Annotated in this window: 15 protein-coding genes and 1 tRNA gene; 9 read left to right on the top strand and 7 right to left on the bottom strand. The window is 63.4% G+C overall.

Annotation, left to right across the window (positions count from 1 at the left end; genetic code table 11):
* The first annotated feature begins 15 nt into the window (after positions 1 to 15).
* Positions 16 to 1206, top strand: a complete 1191-nt coding sequence (locus VJS38_RS19730; RefSeq protein WP_324089855.1) for an acyl-CoA dehydrogenase — start codon at positions 16 to 18, stop codon at positions 1204 to 1206.
* Positions 1203 to 2285 (top strand): phosphotransferase family protein, encoded by a 1083-nt coding sequence (locus tag VJS38_RS19725; RefSeq protein ID WP_324089854.1) that lies wholly within the window; start codon positions 1203 to 1205, stop codon positions 2283 to 2285. The genes VJS38_RS19730 and VJS38_RS19725 overlap by 4 nt, the downstream gene beginning before the upstream one ends.
* Positions 2286 to 2402: 117 nt before the next feature.
* Here the strand turns inward: VJS38_RS19725 and VJS38_RS19720 are convergent, their stop codons facing one another.
* Complete coding sequence (locus VJS38_RS19720) at positions 2403 to 2804, bottom strand: hypothetical protein (RefSeq protein ID WP_324089853.1); 402 nt, start codon at positions 2802 to 2804, stop codon at positions 2403 to 2405.
* A gap of 2 nt (positions 2805 to 2806) precedes the next feature.
* Positions 2807 to 3886: an aromatic ring-hydroxylating dioxygenase subunit alpha gene (locus VJS38_RS19715; RefSeq protein WP_324089852.1), complete on the bottom strand. Its 1080-nt coding sequence runs from the start codon at positions 3884 to 3886 to the stop codon at positions 2807 to 2809.
* Positions 3887 to 4073: 187 nt separating this feature from the next.
* Between VJS38_RS19715 and VJS38_RS19710 the strand changes: the two genes are divergently transcribed.
* Positions 4074 to 5042, top strand: coding sequence for a LysR family transcriptional regulator (locus VJS38_RS19710; RefSeq protein ID WP_324089851.1), 969 nt, complete (start codon positions 4074 to 4076; stop codon positions 5040 to 5042).
* A 139-nt stretch (positions 5043 to 5181) separates the two neighbouring features.
* Here the strand turns inward: VJS38_RS19710 and VJS38_RS19705 are convergent, their stop codons facing one another.
* The 3 genes from VJS38_RS19705 to VJS38_RS19695 all read right to left on the bottom strand — a co-directional run bounded on the left by VJS38_RS19705 (position 5182) and on the right by VJS38_RS19695 (position 11198).
* Complete coding sequence (locus VJS38_RS19705) at positions 5182 to 7629, bottom strand: TonB-dependent receptor (RefSeq protein WP_324089850.1); 2448 nt, start codon at positions 7627 to 7629, stop codon at positions 5182 to 5184.
* Positions 7630 to 8130: 501 nt separating this feature from the next.
* Positions 8131 to 9711 (bottom strand): NAD(P)/FAD-dependent oxidoreductase, encoded by a 1581-nt coding sequence (locus VJS38_RS19700; protein WP_324089849.1) that lies wholly within the window; start codon positions 9709 to 9711, stop codon positions 8131 to 8133.
* A gap of 32 nt (positions 9712 to 9743) precedes the next feature.
* Positions 9744 to 11198 carry a tetratricopeptide repeat-containing sulfotransferase family protein gene (locus VJS38_RS19695; protein ID WP_324089848.1) on the bottom strand — a complete coding sequence of 485 codons (1455 nt, stop codon included), beginning with the start codon at positions 11196 to 11198 and terminating at the stop codon, positions 9744 to 9746.
* Positions 11199 to 11521: 323 nt separating this feature from the next.
* Here VJS38_RS19695 and VJS38_RS19690 point away from each other — a divergent pair, with 323 nt between their 5' ends.
* A complete protein-coding gene (locus tag VJS38_RS19690; protein WP_324089847.1) occupies positions 11522 to 12685 on the top strand; it encodes a hypothetical protein in 1164 nt (387 codons plus the stop codon).
* A gap of 79 nt (positions 12686 to 12764) precedes the next feature.
* Here the strand turns inward: VJS38_RS19690 and VJS38_RS19685 are convergent, their stop codons facing one another.
* The gene (locus VJS38_RS19685; RefSeq protein WP_324089846.1) at positions 12765 to 14246 is read right to left on the bottom strand and encodes an amidohydrolase family protein; all 1482 of its coding nucleotides are present in this window, start codon (positions 14244 to 14246) and stop codon (positions 12765 to 12767) included.
* A 522-nt stretch (positions 14247 to 14768) separates the two neighbouring features.
* On the opposite strand from VJS38_RS19685, the gene VJS38_RS19680 reads away from it, so the two are divergent.
* The 3 genes from VJS38_RS19680 to VJS38_RS19670 all read left to right on the top strand — a co-directional run bounded on the left by VJS38_RS19680 (position 14769) and on the right by VJS38_RS19670 (position 17279).
* Positions 14769 to 15623 (top strand): 3-hydroxyacyl-CoA dehydrogenase family protein, encoded by an 855-nt coding sequence (locus tag VJS38_RS19680; RefSeq protein WP_324089845.1) that lies wholly within the window; start codon positions 14769 to 14771, stop codon positions 15621 to 15623.
* A gap of 124 nt (positions 15624 to 15747) precedes the next feature.
* Positions 15748 to 16446 (top strand): GntR family transcriptional regulator, encoded by a 699-nt coding sequence (locus tag VJS38_RS19675; protein ID WP_324089844.1) that lies wholly within the window; start codon positions 15748 to 15750, stop codon positions 16444 to 16446.
* 44 nt (positions 16447 to 16490) lie between these two features.
* The gene (locus tag VJS38_RS19670; RefSeq protein ID WP_324089843.1) at positions 16491 to 17279 is read left to right on the top strand and encodes a crotonase/enoyl-CoA hydratase family protein; all 789 of its coding nucleotides are present in this window, start codon (positions 16491 to 16493) and stop codon (positions 17277 to 17279) included.
* A 145-nt stretch (positions 17280 to 17424) separates the two neighbouring features.
* On the opposite strand, the gene VJS38_RS19665 is transcribed toward VJS38_RS19670, so the two are convergent.
* A tRNA-Thr gene (locus tag VJS38_RS19665) sits at positions 17425 to 17499 on the bottom strand.
* Positions 17500 to 17604: 105 nt separating this feature from the next.
* Here VJS38_RS19665 and VJS38_RS19660 point away from each other — a divergent pair.
* Positions 17605 to 17778, top strand: coding sequence for a hypothetical protein (locus tag VJS38_RS19660; RefSeq protein WP_324089842.1), 174 nt, complete (start codon positions 17605 to 17607; stop codon positions 17776 to 17778).
* 111 nt (positions 17779 to 17889) lie between these two features.
* Positions 17890 to 19182: a UDP-N-acetylglucosamine 1-carboxyvinyltransferase gene (gene murA, locus VJS38_RS19655; protein WP_324089841.1), complete on the top strand. Its 1293-nt coding sequence runs from the start codon at positions 17890 to 17892 to the stop codon at positions 19180 to 19182.
* The last annotated feature ends 52 nt before the right edge of the window (positions 19183 to 19234 follow it).

Here is a 19234-nt window from a genome sequence, read left to right as displayed (position 1 = left end):
CGGAGCGCGCTGATCATGGCTCTCGGGCAATCTTGCGACGTCAGCGATGAGGCGGTGGCCGAGCTGGCTTCCCGGGTGGAATCGTTCGTTCGCGATGTGGTCGCGCCTTACGAGCGTGATCCTCGGCGCGACGCGCATGGCGGGCCGACGGAGGAGCTGGTCGAAGAATTGCGCGATCGGGCCCGGGCTGCGGGCGTTCTGACGCCCCACGTGCGACCCGATGGAGTTCATCTCACCCAGCGCCAGACTGCGATTGTATTGCGCAAGACGGGATTGTCGCCGCTGGGTCCCGTCGCCTGCAACACTGCGGCCCCCGACGAAGGCAACATGTATCTGCTTGGCAAGGTCGGCTCCCCGGCGATTCAGGAACGCTTCCTGAAGCCTCTGTTGGAAGGCCGGGCGCGCTCCGCCTTCTTCATGACCGAGCCGGCGGAGGACAACGGCGCGGGTTCGGACCCCTCGATGATGCGCACCACCTGCCAACCGGAAGGCGAGGGGTGGGTGATCTCAGGACGAAAGGCGTTCATCACCGGCGCAGAGGGAGCCAAGATCGGCATTGTTATGGCGAAGTCCGCCGACGGCGCCTGCATGTTCCTCGTTGACCTTCCGAATCCCGCGGTTCGCATCGAGCGCGTGATCAACACCATCGACAGCGCGCTGCCTGGCGGCCACGCGGTGGTGTCCATCGAGGATCTAAGAGTGCCGGCCGACCAGATGCTCGGGCGGAGTGGGGAAGGGTTCCGCTATGCCCAGGTCCGATTGGCGCCGGCGCGGCTGTCGCACTGCATGCGGTGGCTCGGCGCCTGCGTGCGCGCCAACGAGATAGCGACCGACTACGCGTGCCGCCGCTGGGCGTTCGGCAAGCCGCTCATCGACCACGAGGGGGTGGGGTTCATGGCGGCCGAGAACCTCATAGACCTCAAACAGGCCGAGCTGATGATCGATTGGTGCGCCGACGTGCTTGACCATGGATCGCTAGGCATCGCCGAAAGCTCAATGGCCAAGGTCGCCGTTTCCGAAGCGCTGATGCGCATCGCCGATCGTTGCGTTCAGATGATGGGGGGCGCGGGCGTCTCCGGGGACACCATCGTCGAGCAAGTGTTTCGCGAGATCCGCGCCTTCAGGATTTATGACGGCCCGACCGAGGTTCACAAATGGTCCCTCGCCAAGAAGATCAGCCGGGACTGGAAAGGCTCCCAACCATGAGCGCCGTCGGCGAAAGCGAAAATTCGGGAACGATGCTCGTCCGAGACGCGCACCGGTTCGATCAGGCGGCCCTCGCGGCCTGGATGACGGAACATGTCGATGGATTCCGTGGTCCGCTGACGGTTGAGCAATTCAAGGGGGGGCAATCCAATCCGACCTATAAGTTGATCACGCCTGGGCGCGCCTATGTTCTTCGCCGCAAGCCGCCCGGACAGATCCTGGCGGGAGCGCATGCTGTCGAGCGGGAAGCGCGGGTGCTGAAAGCATTGGATCAAGCCGGCTTTCCGGTCGCGCACGTTTACGCGCTATGTACAGACGAAACGGTCATCGGCTCGTGGTTCTACATCATGGATTTTGTCGATGGTCGCATTTTCTGGGACGCGACCTTCCCCCAAGTCGGCCTGGAGGAGCGGAGCCGCTATTTCGATGCGATGAACGACGTCATCGCCAGACTGCACGGCATGGATTACCGTTCGCTCGGGCTTGGCGACTTTGGAAAACCCAGTCAGTATCTTTCGCGGCAGATCGCCAGGTGGTCAAAACAGTACCTTGATGACGCCGATGCCGGGCGCGACCGCAACATGGATGAATTGATCGCGTGGCTGCCTGAACACGTGCCGGCGGGAGATGACGCCGCTCTTATTCATGGTGATTTTCGCTGCGACAACATGATTTTCGATCGGACACATCCCAAGGTGCTTGCTGTGCTTGATTGGGAGTTGTCGACGCTTGGCCATCCGCTGGCTGATTTCACCTATCACGCCATGATGTACCGGACGCCGCCTCGGATTGTGGCCGGCCTAGGCGGCGCGGACCTCGCCGCTTTAGGAATTCCGTCGGAAGCGAATTATGTGGCCGCCTATTGTCGTCGGACGGGCCGGGACTCGATCCCTCATTACGAATTTTACATCGCCTTCAACTTCTTTCGTCTTGCGGCCATCTTCCACGGCATCAAAGGCCGTGCGATCCGTGGTACGGCGGCGTCGGCCCACGCGCTCGAGCGCGGCGGCCACTTTCCAGAACTCGCCAAGTTGGCGATGCAGAGCGTGGCGGCCTATCGGTCTTTCGGACAGCCTTGAGTTCTGGATCCGCCGCCATGGCGGTGTGGCCGTGGACGTCGTACCAGACAAAGCGCACCAATTGTTGCTGTCCTCACCTCCGGATCGACGCAACGCGAACGGCCGCGCGACCTTCACCTATTGACCCGCTTGCGCTTCCTGTCGTTTGAAACGGTCGATCATCTCGTCGATTTCGCGGACATCGTGGATGTCCGCCACGAGGATGTTTGGCGCTCCGGCGGTGTAATTTTGGAAGTCCGCCCCCAAGCGCTCAGCGGCCTCTTGGAACTCGAACAAGGTCGCAAACCGCTCGACGTCCTTACGCTCGTCGAACATTACGATCGCAATCCCACCCAGTTGGGCGCCATCACGTTGCAAATCGCCCCCCCAAGTGGGCCCAAGCAGCATGATGCGCCGCGGGCGAACGCCGAGGTGTTTGTCGGTGAGACCGAGCCCCAGCGGCAGGTGCACGTTCCTCCAGTGCTCGACATCGAACACGTGGCCTGGAGCGCTCGGATAGAGAAAAGCGAGAGCGAACATGTTCAACCCCTCGTAAGTTCGGTGGCCATCATCCGCTCGAGAATCCGACGCCCTTGAAGCGGGAGCATGTCGCCGGCGAATGAGATCGGGTGCGTTTCCAATAGATCGCGGTCGCCGAGGACCGCCTGCTGCCCTTCAAGGATCGGCTTGTCCTGGTTGAAGACGAATTTGACAGCATCGATGAACGCGGAGTTCATGCTGGCGTCGCCATAATTTCGCACAGACCGATAGAAGTAGTGAGAACTGCCTTCGCTCTCCGGGACGGCGGCGTGAAGATTGTAGATCTCGACCGGCGGGGCATCGGGCTCGCCGCTCGGGCGCACAATGATGTGGAAGCTGGTGTAGCAAGGCGCCCACCAAATGACTTCCATTCGGTAGTCGATGGGGTCATTCCACTCTTCAAGCCCACGGCTCTGCGCAAGCATCGAACGCCAAAGCGGCCCGCCTTCGTCCCCCAGTGCGGCCGCGTGGGTTCGGAACCTGATCGAGCGTTCGCCGACTTCAAACGACATCTCGCGATCGATGTAGTCCGATCCAGGTCGTGCCTTGCGGTAGAATTGGACCTCTTCGCCGCCAAACGATTCAGGATGTACGAATTGTGCGTGCGTAATGTCGAAAAGGTTGTCATTGATCAACTTGAAGTCGGCCTTGATCGACTCCATGCGGCCATACCCACCAATCCATGCCGGGTCGCCGGAAACCCAAAAGCCGTCGGGGATGCTGGCGCCCCCGTCCGCGAGGTCCGGATCGCCCAGCCAGACCCAGATATAGCCGTGGCGTTCGATCACCGGGTAGGTCGGCACAACCGCGCGCGGAACCGCGTCCTGCCCTGGCACCCTGATGCAGCGCCCGTCGGATCCGAATTCGGCGCCGTGGTAGCCGCAGCGGACGCCGTCGCCCTGGACCGTCCCGAGTGACAAAGGCGCCCGCCGATGCGGGCAGGAATCCTCGAGCGCGATCGCCTGCCCGGAGGCTCCGCGGTAGACTGCGACCCGCTTCCCCAGAAGAGTGCGGGAGACGATCGGGCGGCTCAACAACTCGTCGGGCTCGGCAGCAATGTACCAGGCATTGTGGATGAACATTTCGCCTTCCTCAGCAGGCGGCGTCACCGCCTAAGACAGCGCTGAGGCTAAAATTCACTGAGGCGCGACAGTAGTCTGTGGAATCACAAACTCTGTTCCCGCATGGCAACAATGCGAGCTCGACGGAATTGTCAGGGCCCGGAAAGGCCGATAGCATGGCGCTACAGTTTGTTGTCAGGTAGCAACAATGCGAAAGTGGGACGCTTACGAGGCCTTCGTCGCGGTCGTTGAGGGGGGAAGCTTTACCGCCGCAGCTGAACGGCTCCGATTGTCAAAATCGGCGGTAAGCCGGCTGGTCAGCAGCCTTGAGGAGCGCCTCGGCAGCCAGCTTATATTTCGAACGACCCGGCAACTCGCGCCGACCGATCTTGGACGGACGATCTATGACCGGTGCGTGGAGGCGTTCGAAAAGTTGGAGACGATCGACCTCGAGGCCATGGAGCATGACGCGACACCGCGGGGCCGCCTTCGGATCGTTGCCTCCGACTTCATGGGAGATCAGTGGGTTGCTCCCCTCGTGGCTGAGTTCATGGCGCAGTATGACAAGCTGGAGGTGGAGCTCACCATCACCGCAACCATCGGAGACATCGTCGCCGAAGGCTTTGACGTCGCCATTCGTCTCAGCACGCTCGCCGACTCCACGCTACGCGCTCAGCGAGTGTACCAGGTAAGCCACATCTGCGCGGCATCGCCGAGCTATCTCGCGCATGCAGGCGCACCGAGCACGCCGGACGATCTGGTCGAGCACAATTGCCTGGTGTCGAGCTTCGAGGCTTGCGCGCAGTGGGGGTTCCGTTCGGACTCGGGCGTCAGTCACGTCCGTCCGACGGGCAATTGGACCAGCAACACCTGCTCGTCTCTGGTTGCGGCCGCGCTGCGGGGACGAGGCGTCGTCTGGCTCCCGGAACTCTACCTGCGCGATTATATAACAAATGGCCAGCTCATAGAGGTCTTGTCGGACTATCGCACCGAGCCCATGCCCGTCTGGTGCGTCTACGCGACACGTCGGCATACCGCCGCAAAAGTTAAGCTTTTCGTGGACTTTCTCAAACGCCGTCTGCCAAGCTGCGAGCTGATCCCAACGCCTAAGTTAGCGCCGCCTGAACGCATCGAACGCGCCGCTATCCCGGAGCCTCTGTTAGCGCCACGCCAGTAAGCAGGTCGGGCGCGTCTGGCGGCGAGGGCGATCTCGACGTCCAGGCTCGCGCGCATCGACCAGCCGGCGGCGCGAATAGTGGCGACATTCGAGGTTGCCGCCACGAACTTCGTGATTAGCGGTGCTCGCCTGGTCGCTTCTACCAGGTGTATTTTGCTTCGACGCCAATCTGTCGCGGTCTCGTGATCGTATCGAGCCGATCGATGGGGCCGATCAGATCTGGCGCGTACACCGTGGTGGAAAGTAGAGCGCGCCTGTTAAGTATATTTCGCACATAGAACGCGATCTGATATTGCTTATGTTCAATGGAAACCCGGCCGTTGGTGATCCAGTACGACGGAAGCACCGGAGGATCCGGCAAGCCGGAGTAGGGCAGGGAGGTCAGGATGCTTCCATTATACTGCGCGTTGAGGTCGAAGGACAAGTGGTTGTCGTCGCCAATATCCACGGTGTAGAGCGCGCCTAGGTTTGCGCTATATTTAGCCGATCCGGGGAGGCGTCCGCCTTTTTCGCCACGAATCCCGCAAGGATCCAGAATAGCGTCCCCCGTTGGACTGTTCGGATCCGGCACCGCGGTGCCGGTGGGGATGCAGAACGACTGGAGAAGCGTCGCCTCGACATAAGCTAAGCTCGCGGACAAGCTGAGTTTGTCGCCCACATTCTTGTTGAGCTCGACTTCGAAGCCGCGAGTGCGCGCCTTCTTCCCATTGAAGACGACCGGATAGCGATTCACCGGCGTGAGCAGGCCGATCTGAGGATTGTTCCATGCGTCCCAGAACAGCGCCGCATTGTACCTGAAGCCGCTGATGCGCCCCTTGATGCCCAACTCGTAGTTGTCCACCGTGTCGGGTTTGTAGATCAGAAAATCTGGATCTTCCCGAATGACGCCCGTCGTTGCGAACGTATTTGGGCCGCCGCGCCGGAAGCCCTGCGAAAAGGTCGCATAGGCGTTCTGGCCTGGCGCGATCTCGAACGAGGTGTTGGCCTTGAAGATCGCCTTGCCGCGGATCGAGGAGGAATTCGCTTCAGCGACCGGCGGCAGATTGAACGTATAGAGCAGGATATCCAGGTTGCGTGTGAAGTCCTGCCAGAAAATCCGAGCGCCGCCGGTAATCTGCCAGCGGGGCGTGATGTGCCAGGTCAGCTCGCCAAAAATGGCCTTGTCTGTAAACTTGTTCTTTCCGGCGAGCAGCACGCTGAGCCCGTCGGGGCCGGTCAGGAAAAACTGACCCGTCGCCGCGGCGAAATCGGCCTGCCCGGGGAATATCAGGCTGAGGTTGTCCCGGGTCAACTCGCGCTGGAAATAACCGCCAGCAACATAATCCAACGGTCCCCCACTGCGCGAGACTATTCGGACTTCCTGGGTAAAGATCTTCCGGTCATCCTGGTATATGGACTGGCCATTGAAGCGGGGATTTCGCGGATTTCCGACGTAGTAATCCTGATAAGACGGGGGAAGGTTCAAGTACAGGTATGTAACGTCTGGCTGATTGAATCCGCTGGTGGTCGTATAGCTTGTTGTCGATGAAAGCGTTGCGAAACCCGCGTCGTACGAAACATCGACGCTGCTCATATGGGCGGTACGATCGTACGGCTCTTCGTAAGGAACAATTACCTCGTACTTCCCAGTCGCGGGGAAGACGACATTCGGATCGACGGGATAGGGCCCGCCACGGAAATGCGGATCGTCTTCCGGGCCGCCATTGCCCTTGAAATGCGCATAATCGTATGCGGCGATGACCTTAAGGTCGTCGGTGGGTTGCCATTTGACGCTCCCGCGCACGCTGGTATTCCAGCCCCAGTTTGCGCCGTCGATCTTTCTGAACGCAGCCGAGCTTCCCGCCGGGTCTGACGGATTGGCCAGGACCGGAGCGCTCAATGGCCCGTTCTGGCGAACCATGACGCCGTATCGATCAATAAAGCCGGCGTCATATTGATGTTTCGCGCTGACGCGAAACGCAAGCGTATCGCCGACTGGAACATTGAGCGTTCCGCCGATGCTGCGATCTATCTTGCTCGCGTGGTAGACGCCGCCGAGCGCCCCCTCGACCGAGCCGCCGAAATGACTGAGCTGGGGCTCCGTCGGGATGATGCGCAAGGCGCCGCCGAGCGCGCCGGCGCCATAGAGTGTTCCTTGCGGTCCGCGAAGAACCTCGACACGTTCGACGTCGGTAATCGGGAAGAGGTCGCCGAAGGGGACGTTGCCAAGATAGGTGGCGACGGGCGCCTGCTCCAGCGCTGCGCCCTGCCGATCGGTCGAGGAGGCGTTGAGTCCGCGCATGACCGGCCGTTGGGATCCTACTGTGCGATCGCCCGCTGCGTTGAGGTTAAGGTTGGGAATCTGACGCGTAAGATCTTCGAACGTCGTAACGCCACGGCTTTCGATCTCGCGCGGGCTGACTACGGAGATGTTGTAGGGAACCTTGGTGACATCTTCTGAGCGCCGCGTGGCCGTCACCACGACTTCGGGGACAGACGGCGGCTCAGCAGGCGCGGATTGTGCGATTGCTGGGGCGGCCAAGATGGCGAGGGATCCGCAAATTGCGGTCCGTTCGAGCATTTTGTTACGGCGTTCGGCTTGAGCCAATTCTACCCCCTGTTTTTTTGACTGCATCAGTAGCGTTGGCGATGGAGCCCTCGATTACTAAATCTAGATCTGCAGGCGTGTCGGCGCGTCGGCGCGCTCAGATGGCTTCGCGCGGTGAATCCGCTGGGGTACTTCGAAGAATACAACCCGCAGGCGGGGATGCTGAGTAACCGCAGCTAAGAATAGCGCGTGGGCTCCTTTCACCAACTTCGAGCAATTGATTAAGCGCTCGTTTTATGACAGCGGCTAGCAAATGTGGGACAACACTGTGTTGCCGATTAGTCTACGATGAGGTGCGAAGGGAGCGCGGTCTGGAGCTTCTGCTGCCGCAATCCCTTGCGGCAAACAAGGAGCGCCGGGCGAAGTTCCGGTCCGGTCGCTGGCGTCCGCGCTTAGAGCAATGCGAAAGCTCTACGACTATTATCGAAATGCGCCGCTTCAGATGCGGCTCGCGCGCGGCTCTGACGCGTCGCGCGGGGCCGTCGGCTTCTCTCCCGACGCCTAAATGCAGGCTGCCGCCATGTGGCCCGACATACCGGAAAGGCCGGGACCAGGATGAGTGGATGCTCCGATGTGGAAGAGCCGTTTGATCGGAGTGCGGTGATTGCGGAGGCTCGCGAACGGCCTGAACAGGTGGAATTGATCGATTGAGCAGGCGCCGGAATAGGGATCGCCCCCCACAAGATTGATGTTCGCGCGCTCAAGGTCGGCCGGCGATAGCGCCGCAACAGAGAGAGTCGCCGAGCGCAGATTGCGGATGTGGGAGCCGAGGCGCGCAACGATGCGCGCAGCATAGGCATCTCTGATCTCCTCGCTCCAGCGGCCGTCCGGCGGCGTTTGTAGAAGCCCGGCGGCGTCGCCGCGGATCACGCGCGGGAGCTCCTGCAGTTGGATCCAGAGCAGCGATTTCCCCGACGGGCAGCGACTTGGATCGGCCGCGGCCGGTTGGCCGACCACTATTGTGCCTTCAGCCGGCAGGAGCCCGCGTTGCGCTTCATTGATCGCGCGCGAAACTCCGTCGAGGCCCGGGGTGACGTGAACAAGCCCGACGTCCGCGAGCCGTTCGTCGGCCCACTGCGGCGGCTCCGACAGCGCAATGTGGATTTGCATGTCGCCGAGGCCGTATGCATAGGCCTTCGCCATGGCGGCGGTCGCGGCCGGCGCCGCGTCTGAAGGCAGAAGGCGCCCGTATAGCTGGGTCGGCGTCACGTTGCAGACGATGGCGCGGCGGGCCGTGTATGCGCGCCCATCGCTCGTTCGAACGGCGGTGGCGGCGCCCCGTTCGACGACGACTTCTGAAATATCGGTGTTGGTGATTATCTTGCCGCCACGGCTTTCGATGAGAGCCCTAAAGGCGTTCACCAAATTGCCAACGCCGCCTTTGACGAAGGGATTCCCAGCGCCTTCCAGGGTGAACAGGATCAGCTTGCCCATCAAGGCTGACAACGCTGACTCGGGCGACAACCCCGTGTGAAGGATCCACGGCGCGAACAGGGCTTGCACGAGGTCCGACCGAAATTCCCGCTGCAGCCAATTGCGCATGGGCTCGAGGGCGTCGCCGGCGAAGGCCGCCAGGCCTGCCGGCTTGCGCCGGAGAAGCTGGTGGACCAGCAAGCGGAGCGTTGAGGCGGTCGCAGGTTCACCGCCAAGCAGTCCAAATAGAAGCTCGGAATTCTGCGTTATGTCCGCCATTGCGCGCGCGAAGGCTTCACCGTCGCCGGGGGCCAAGGCCTCGAATGCAGCAATGTTTTCCTCGCGCGACTGGCTGAGCACGAGCGCGCGGCCATCGGCGGTCATGACGCCGGTGGGGCGGGTCGGAAGCACGACCTCAAAACCGTGCTTGGCCAGTTCGGGGCTCAGCGAAGGGTAGTGCGCCGCCGTCGTAAACAACGGGAGAGACATGGAAAAAACGTCGTGCCGAAACCCGGGCAGCGTCAGCTCTTCGGTGCGCATGCACCCGCCGATCACCTCTTCGCGCTCGAGGACGATGACGTGACGACCTTTCAGCGCCAGCTCCGCGGCGCATACGAGAGACGAGACGCCGCTGCCGACGATGATGACGTCACAGCTGAAGTTTCGCATTTGGCCAGCCCGCTCCACGGAATATTTTATGGCTAAATTATATTGCCAGGGGCGTCAACGCGGGGGGCGTTGAGCTGCGTGACGAGGGGCTGAAGGTGGGCTTCATACTGCTTCCAGACGCCGGCCGAAGTGCGGTAAATGGGCCCGCGAACCTGGGTGGCGCTTGCAGTCAGCGACGCGCGGCGATTGCGGGACAAGTCCAGAGCGTCTTGCGTCCACGAAAGGCCGCATCGCCCGGCGACTTCGCTCGCGACCGCTGCGGGCGCCCGCACCAGGTCTTCGTATCGAAGCTCAACGAGGTTCTGTGGAACCGTCGCTTCCCAATGACGCATCAGCCTGTCATAGGCCGCATAGTAGCGGGCCAGTTCCTCAAAGCTGTAGCTGAACGGATAGCCATCCCCGAAGAGTGTACGAAACATGGCGAAACAGTTGTCGATCGGATCTCGGCGAACCCAGACAATCTTCGTCTTCGGAAAAGCCGCAACGATGGCGCCGATGTACAGATAATTCAGGGGGAGTTTTTCGATGATTTTGTCCTGGCCGTCCGCCGGGGCGGCGAGGCTGTCGTAAGCTCGTGCGACGGCGGAAGGGTCAGCTCGCGCGGAACGCTCGAATATGTCGCCGCCGGCGGAGGGGGCGCAGCTGATCAAGGCCGTAGAGAGGTTGTTTGTTTCGCCGTTCGACCGCACCTGGGGCAGGGCGCTGAGGATCCGTTCGATCAAAGTTGTGCCGGAACGCGGCAGGCCGACAACAAAGATGTGGCGATCGGAATCGCTGCCGCCAGGAAGCCCGGGCGGCGATGGATAGACCTCCTGGATCCGGCTGAGCTTCTTCTCGTCATCGGCGACGTCATACGAGAGGTTTCGCCGGCGTGCGGCGGCTGCTGTTGCGAATGCGTCGAAGGCTTCGTCGTACCTGCCAAGCTCGTGCAACTCCTTGCCCAGCGCATAGCCTATGAACATCCGCGCCGCGTCAGCCGGGGCCGCGGCAAGCCGAGCCTGCAGTTGACCTATGTGATTTCTCTCGGCCGTGGCGCGGCCGATTTCGGAGCGTAGCAGCAGGGTTGGGAGTGAGCTTGGATCCAGCGCGAGCGTTCGCTCACACGCCCGCAGCGCCTCCGCGGTGTGGCCAAGGCTGCGCTCGCTTGTCGCGAGATTATAGGAGAGCTGCGGATCATCGGGCGCGAGGCTGGCGGCGCGCCGGTAGAGCATGTTGGAGAGCTCATGTCGGCCAAGCTCCCGTGCGTAGTAGGCCAATGCGTCAAACGCGTCGGCGGTCTCGGCAGGAAGGTGCAGAGCGCGGTCAAGGGCGGCCGCCGCTCTTGCGCGCTCACCCCGCGCCAGCAGGATTCTGAGTTCGAGAGCATGTTCCGGGCGGAACGTGGAGGCGGTCGCAATTTCCTCGGCTAGCGTCCTGAGCGCGGCCTCTGGTTCATTCCGCCGCAGCAGGCGTTCTGCTGCCGCCAGCGAAGACGAGACAACCGGCATACGATCCTTCCGCGCTAGAATGCGTGCGGCCGGCTCAACCCTGTATGCCGAGGAGGCCTTCGGCAAGACAGTTCTTGCGTTCCGAAATACCAGCCAAACCCAGCCGGGCTGCGGCAGGCGGCATCGCAGGCGTCCCGCGCCTCTGGTGAATACCTTCGCGGCGGAATTGTTGCCGCATGACAACAGAGTGTGTGATTTCGGCGTGCTATGCGGCCCCGGGGCCGCGTCTAATCTCAACGAAGGACGCAGGCCAACCGCGCCCGTGGAATCCGCCTACCTTGCGGCGGTCGTCCGAGAGTCGGTGTGCTGAAGGAGCCGTTGCCGTGCGAAGGGTCAAGGACGCGAACCTAGTGCTCGTTGGAACTGTGCTTTATTGCACAGGCGGCGTCGTGTTCTATGTAATCCCGGCGATCCTGGCGAATGTGAGCCGCGTGTACGATGTCCCAAGCGCGAAGCTTGGGCTGCTTCCCGCGCTCGAACTGGCTGCGATCGCGTTCGCGTCATTGACTGGTCCGTTCTGGATCGGCCGCTTTAGTTGGCGACTTCTTATACGTGTCGGCGCCATCGCTTCGCTGTTGGGCCAAGTGGCGAGCTTGGCGGCGCCGAGCTACATCGCGTTATTGGGGATCCGGGCGGCAACGGGGGCTCTGGGCGAGGGGCTGCTCCTTGCCTTGAGCTATTCCCTCCTGGGGCGAAGCCAGAACATGGAGCGCGCCTTCGGGATCGCATATGCGGCCTCGGTGGTCATCAGCATGATCTGCCTCTACGCCGCTCCAGCCCTAGACCAGATGCTCAGAACCGACAGCGTTCTCGTCGTCGTGGCGCTGTTGTCCGCGGCAGCGTTGCTGGCTTCGTTCTTCGTTCCTGCGGACCGCAAAGACCCTTCGGCCCAGGTTCAGCAGCAGGCGGGCGTCCCGCCGCCGCGGCGAGGTCTTGGAGCGCTAGCTCTGCTGACGCAAGTGGCCTGGTTTGCCGGAGCTGGCGGCTTTTGGTCGTTCACGGAGCAATTGGCGGCTCAAAATGCACTGGCGGCCGCGGAAATCGCTCAAGCTATGGCCTTGGGAACGGGGGCGGCGCTGCTCGGGGCGATCATTGCATCGGCCTTGGATGGCCGTTTCGGGAGGACGTGGCCAACGGTGGTGTCAGCCCTCGTCATGGCCGTGAGCGTCTACGTCTTCATAAGCGCAAGTCGCTTCGTGGGCGCGGCGATCGAACTTGCTCTATTCAACGTCTGCTGGGCCACCGGAACCATCTATCTCACCGCGGCGGCCTGTGCGGTCGATAACGACGGGAAGGTGGCGGTGCTGGTGCCCGCGGCGCAAACCCTCGGCATGTCGATTGGGTCAGCCATCCTTGGCCGTGCCATCCAGGACTTCGGCGCTTCGGCGACGCCGTGGATTACGACGGCTTTCCTCGCCGCGACGTTCGTCTTGATCGCCGGTTTCAACGGCCTGCTGGCCCGCAATCTTAGGGTCAAGGTCGCCTGAATTGCCCAGCACAGTTGAGGCGGAGCTGGGCTTTGAGCTTGGTCAAGCGCCGCCCGTGCTCCGCCTCGCCGACCCGGGCCTAGACCGTCGGATCGGATCTCCAGCTGCTGCGCCCGTCGCTCGACGCGTCGAGATACGCCCGCGCAAAGTTGATGCGAGCCGTCCGCTCCGTGGTAACCAAAAGTTCGTCCAGTTCCGCCTCCGACATTTCCGGCGGCAGCTTTGACATTTCCTCGTTCAGACGGTCGAAGGTTTGTTTCGCGCGATCGCGAAGAGCATCTAGATCGATGCCAACCAGGACGCCGTCCCGTTTACGGATCTCACCTGCGATCATTACGGTGTCGACATCACCGCCATTGGCGTGGAGTACGGTAGTTCCGAGCGGATAACTTGATGGTACAAAAGCGCGCTTGCGCTTCACGACAACGATGTCAGCCGTCTTACCGGGGGCGAGCGTGCCGATCTGCGACTCTAGACCCAGGGCGTCCGCGCCGTTGCGAGTTCCCCAGATGAGCGCGTCGCGAACTCCGAGCTCGATCCGGGTCGGAACGATCCCCTGATCAAGAGCCTTCTCGTTATCGAGGCAGCGCTGCAGCTGCAGACCAAGGCGCATCTGCGACAGCAGATCAGGTGAACCGCAATGGACTGTGTCGGTGCTGAGCGACACCTTGACGCCATGATCCATGCAGGCTCGGAACGGAGGGATCCCCATGGCCATCTGCATTTCAGTTTCAGGCGCGATGGAGACCTTACCGCCGGTGTCGGCGATGAGCTGCCACTCCCGATGCGTCAGGCTCGGGCAGTGGATGTAGACGTGACCTGGCAGCATCAGGCCACGATCTGCACGCTCGCGGACGCCATTGTTCAGGACGGTATGCTTGGTCGCTCCGGTGTGAGAGCAGCACAGCATTCCGCGTCTCTGCGCGAATCTGATCTCCGTTTCCGTCTCCTCGAACGGCACGGTGCCTGGGTGGCTCAGGCCCATGGCCACTTGCATAAGGCTGGTTCCGGTGTCGTGCAGCCGCGCGACGTCGGCTAAGCGCGCCGCATGGGCAGGCGCCCCGGCGGCGACGTCGCCGGGATATTGTTCATCGTTCATCCCGTAGCTGAAGAAGCCGCGAATCCCAGAGTCGACAAGAGCTTGCATATTGGCGTGCGCATGCTCGAAGGACTTGCAGACTTCACAACAGTCGAGAACCGTTGTGACGCCGTTGTCGATCGCCTCCAGCGCGCCAACGAGACTCGTGACGTACAGATCGTCGGCGCTCATTGGCGGAAAGTAGCGCACAAAGGCGTTGTTGATCAGCTGCAGCAGGGAGTGGTCCGCGCCCACGCCCGGCAAGATCGCCGCGCAAGTATGGCGATGGGTGTCGATCATGCCCGGCATGATCACCCCGCCGCCAGCGTCAATAACGTCAGCGTCGACGCCGTGGAATTCGGAGGCCGGTCCGACAGCCTTGATGACGCCGTTGTCGACCAAAACAGCGCCGTCGGCAAAATCTCCGACCGTATCGTCCATTGTGGCGACGAAGCCGCCGGTGAAGAGGAACGTTCGATTCATTGCGCCACCTTCCCAGTGACGCTGTGGGGCTGATTGTGGATCTTCATTGCACGCTCCGCGCAGTCGTTCGGCAGCGCTGCCTTGGGCGGTCAAAACGCCAGGCCGAACAGGTCAGGTTGACGCCGCGGCCAAGAAGAACCCGCCGTCTCGACGGGCGCAGGAGACACCACCCTGCAACTCTATTTTCGGCTCCTTTGGATACAACACTGGGACGCCAACTCCAAGTGGGCGCCGCTCGTGGGCTATAGAATGGCGGAAATACCAGCACGTCTAGCGAGCGGAATGTTCACGACCGTCGAGCACGACCTTGGCGCCCTCCGCGGCGGCGTTCGCGACATCTGCCGCGATGCGGTGAAGAGCTCGGCGATGCGAAGCAGGGCGGACGGATTGCGTTCGCTAAGGCGTCCCGTGGCTGAGTTTGTTGACAGCCCTTGGGTCATGCGTAAATGTATGACGATCTCGTCCCGGCATGTGCGAGAAGCCCTTCGGCGAGCCTCTGTCCCACAACTTATGGAGTGAAGCGTGTCGAGGAAGATCGGCGTGGTGGGCGCGGGCCTCATGGGGGCGGAAATTGCACTTGTATTCGCCCTCGCGGGTCATGACGTTCTGTTGTGCGATCGCGAGGTGGCTAGTCTCGAGCGCGCTCTGACGCGCTTGAGCACGCTTCTGGAAAAAGGCGTCGGTCGCGGCCTGTACGCGGGCGCCGAGGTTGAGCCGGCGCTGGCGAGGATCCGACCGACGACGGAGCTGAACGCCTTTGCCGATCGCGAGATCGTCACCGAGGCGGTGTTTGAGGACATCGAGGTCAAACGCGCGGTGTTGGAGGCCCTGTGCGATCTCTGCAGGCCCGAGTGCATCCTCGCGAGCAACACCTCGACGATCCCGATTTCAACCCTGGCCGCCAGCCTTCCCCTGGAGCGCCGCGCATCGTTTCTCGGCACCCACTATTTCTCGCCCGTCTCGCGCATGAAGCTGGTCGAGGTCATCCCTGGGTTTGACACGCAGGACTCCACGCTCGAGGCGATGATCAAGGTGATGGCCGAGATCGGCAAGACGCCCGTGCGTGTGAAGGATGTCGCCGGTTTCGCCGTAAACCGCATGCTGCACATGTTCCTGATTGAAGCCGTGAAGCTGGTGGAAGAAGGGGTGGCCACGCCTGAAGACATCGATATCGCCTGCCGCCTTGGCCTGGGCCACCCGATCGGACCCTTCGCCCTGATGGACGCGGTGACTTCGAGCCTGTCTCTGCAGGCCCAGGAGATCATGCAGGAAGCCTACGGCGAGCGTTTCCGCCCGCCCGCGCTCCTTAAGCAGAGGGTGCGCGCCGGCTACGTGGGTGGGAAGGGCCGGCCCGGCTGGCTCATGCAGGGCGGTTGAAAGCGTTCTGGCCGCGCCTTAGACCCTCGCCGGGCTCTTAAGCGGCTTGTAAAGCGGACAGGGGTCCGGCCGGCGTGGCCGCAGGCGGCGTGACGCCGAGGAAAACGGAATGCGGAAAGCTGAGATGACGGCCGAGGATGACTGGGAAGACAGCGCCGAGTCGTCTTCCCAAGGCCCGTTCGAAAAGACATATCGCGGTTTGATGCGGGCTCTCTACGAGGGCCGCTTCATCCCGGGGCAGCGCCTGATCGCGCCCGATCTCATGCGCTATTTCGGGGTTGGCCGCGGAACGATCCGGGAGGTCCTTAACCGGCTGGCGTCGAGCGGCGTGGTCACGATTGTCCCGAACCGCGGGGCGCAGGTCCGGGAACTCAGCCGGCGCGAGGTCGGCGACGTGCTCGAAATCGTCGAAGTCCTGCTGGGGCTCGCGGCCCGCGGAGCCGCCACCGCGATCGAGGCGAGGGGCGCCAGGGTGCGGCTGCGCGAGTTGCACGATGCTCTGCGGCCGGACGCGGCGTCGGGCGACGCATTTCCTCAATTCCTGCGGGCTCGCGAAAACTACTATCGCTATATCGTTCAGCTCAGCGGCAACCAGGAACTCCAACGGCTCTTTCCGGCCGCACAGGTCCACATCATGCGGGTTCAGCTGCGAAACTTCGGACGTGCGGCCGACGCCGCCCACGTCGATGATTTTGCCGAGCTGACCGAGGCAATCCTCTCCGGCGACGCGGAAGGCGCAGAAGCTGCGGGCCGCAGGCATGTCGGCTACACCAGGCAGCGCGTGGCGCAGCTGCCCGACCGCGCGTTCGCTCGGGATGAATGATCCATTGGGGTCAGCCCGGCGTGTTGAAATCCATTGAGGGCCTCATGACGGAAACCGTTGATACCTCGCTGATCGTCGAGAAGCTGGGCGACCATCTGGCGCTCGTGACGATAAATCGTCCGGAGGCGCGCAACGCCGTCAACCGGGCGGTCGCTCGCGCCCTGGAATCCGCCGTCGACGACCTGGAGCAGGATCCGGACATCTGGGCCGTGGTGCTGACCGGGGCAGGCGGACAGGTCTTCTCGGCGGGCGCGGATCTCAAGGAGGTCGCTCGCGGCAATCTGCGGGAGCTGATCACGGAGCGCTACGGCTTCGCCGGCTTCGTCCATGCGCAGCGCTCGAAACCCTGGATCGCCGCCGTCGACGGCCTGGCGCTCGCTGGCGGCTGCGAAATGGCGCTCGCCTGCGACATGATCGTCGCCTCGGAAAACGGCGCGTTCGGTCTGCCGGAGGTGACGCGAGGCCTTATCGCCGCGGCCGGCGGGCTCTATCGACTGCCGCGCGCCATTCCCAAGGCGGTGGCGCTCGAACTCATCCTGACGGCGGATCGCCTGCCGGCGGCGCGGGCGGCTGAATTCGGCATGGTCAATCGGCTTGTCCCGGCCGGACAGGTCGTGCCGGCGGCGCTGGCGCTCGCCAAATCGATTGCCGTCAATGCTCCTCTGGCGGTTCGCGAAAGCCTGGCGGTCGCCCGGCTGGCGGCCGACCTGGATGATCGCGCGCTGCGCGAACGCAGCGACGCTGCGCAGGAGCGGCTGATGCGCACCGAGGATTTCGCCGAAGGTCCTCGCGCGTTCGCCGAGAAGCGCCCGCCCGTATGGAAGGGCCGGTAGGTCGGCGCGGAGCGCCGCTGAAAATGCGCCAATCCGCGCGTCAGCGCGCCGCCGGCTGCTTACGATTTGCTTACTGGATCGGATCGCCCGGCGAAGTTGGCCCTAGCCCCTTGTTCCAGAAGTTCATGGAAACAAGGGGCCAGGATGGTGCCGCCGGGCAGGATTGAACTGCCGACCTCAGCCTTACCAAGGATGCGCTCTACCACTGAGCTACGGCGGCGAAAGGCGAGGCGGGGGCTATAGCCAACGATTCCTCCCGCGTGAAGCCCCAATTCGCATGAGCCCTGCTTGACGCGGTGGACAAGCGGCCGCAGGCGTTTGCGCCATGACGTCGGATCGCCCGCCTCCGAAGCCGGGGGCCAACCGGGACAGGCAGGCCCAGATCGAGGCCGAGCGCGAGGCCAAGCTCGCCCAGGCGCTGCGCGCGAACCTGCGCCGCCGCAAGGCCGAGCCGAAGCCGGGGCCGAGGCCCGGCCCAACGGATGGCGATTCCACCTGAGCTGCGCTTCGCGCGGGGCCCTTTGCGCCGGCAACGGGCGCACGCTAGATAGCGCTTCCAAGGGCTGCCCCCGCGACGCTCAGTTCGCGGTCGTTTTTCGAAGGACAAGGATTGGACCGCATCGCGATCACGGGCGGCGCGCGGCTGAAGGGCGAGATCCCGATCAGCGGCGCCAAGAATTCGGCCATCAAGCTGATGGCGGCGAGCCTGCTCACCGACGAGCCGCTGCGCCTGACCAACATGCCGAGGCTGGCCGACACGCGCTTCCTCGGCCGCCTGCTGCGCCGCCTGGGCGCCGAGGTCGTCGAGCGCGAGGGCGAGGACGGCCCGGAGACGCTGCTCACCACCCGCGAGATCGTCTCGGGCTTCGCGCCTTACGACCTGGTCCGCCAGATGCGCGCTTCGTTCAACGTGCTGGGCCCGCTCCTGGCGCGCAGCGGCCAGGCCAAGGTCTCGTTGCCCGGCGGCTGCACCATCGGCGCGCGGCCGGTCGACCTGCACCTGAAGGCGCTGGAGGCGCTGGGCGCGCGGATCGACCTGCACGAGGGCTATGTCTACGCCCAGGCGCCGCGGGGCCTGACCGGCGGGCGCATCGAGTTCCCGTTCGTCTCGGTCGGCGCGACCGAGCACGCCCTCTTGGCCGCGGTGCTGGCCAAGGGCGAGACGGTGTTGGAGAACGCCGCCGCAGAGCCGGAGATGGCCGACCTGGCCGCCTGCCTGAACGCCATGGGCGCTCGCGTCGAGGGCGCGGGCGGCAAGACCATCCGCGTCCAGGGCGTCGACCGTCTGGGCGGGGCGACGCACTCGGTAATTCCCGACCGGATCGAGACCGGCACCTATGCGTTGGCCGTGGCGATGGCCGGCGGCGAGGTGAGGCTGACCCGCACGCGCAGCGACTTCGTCGCCGCCCTGACCGCCAAGATGCGCGAGGCGGGCGTCGAAGTGGTCGAGCACGACGACGGCCTGACGGTGAGGCGCGACGGCGGCCGGCTCACGGCGGTGGAGATCGAGACCGACCCCTATCCGGGCTTCGCCACCGGCCTGCAGGCGCAGTTCATGGCGCTGATGACGCTGGCCAAGGGCGAGAGCGTCATCAAGGAGACCATCTTCGAGAACCGCTTCATGCACGCGCCGGAGCTGGGCCGGCTGGGTGCCGACATCTCGGTCCACGGCGGGGAGGCGCGGGTGCGCGGCGTCGACAAGCTCGACGGCGCCCAGGTGATGGCGACCGACCTACGGGCCTCGGTCAGCCTGGTGATCGCGGGCCTGGCGGCGCAGGGCGAGACGATGGTCAACCGCGTCTACCATCTCGACCGCGGCTTCGAGCGCCTCGAAGAGAAGCTCGGCGCCTGCGGCGCGCAGATCCGTCGCCTCAAGGGCGACGGGGAGCCCGTGGAGGACTGATGGCCGCCGCCCAGCCCCCGCCGTTGAAGCTGCTCGCCCAGGACGCCGACGA

Origin of the sequence: Phenylobacterium sp., assembly GCF_035276905.1 — a bacterium.
GTDB lineage: Bacteria > Pseudomonadota > Alphaproteobacteria > Caulobacterales > Caulobacteraceae > Phenylobacterium.
This window is presented reverse-complemented; position numbering and strand designations above follow the sequence as displayed.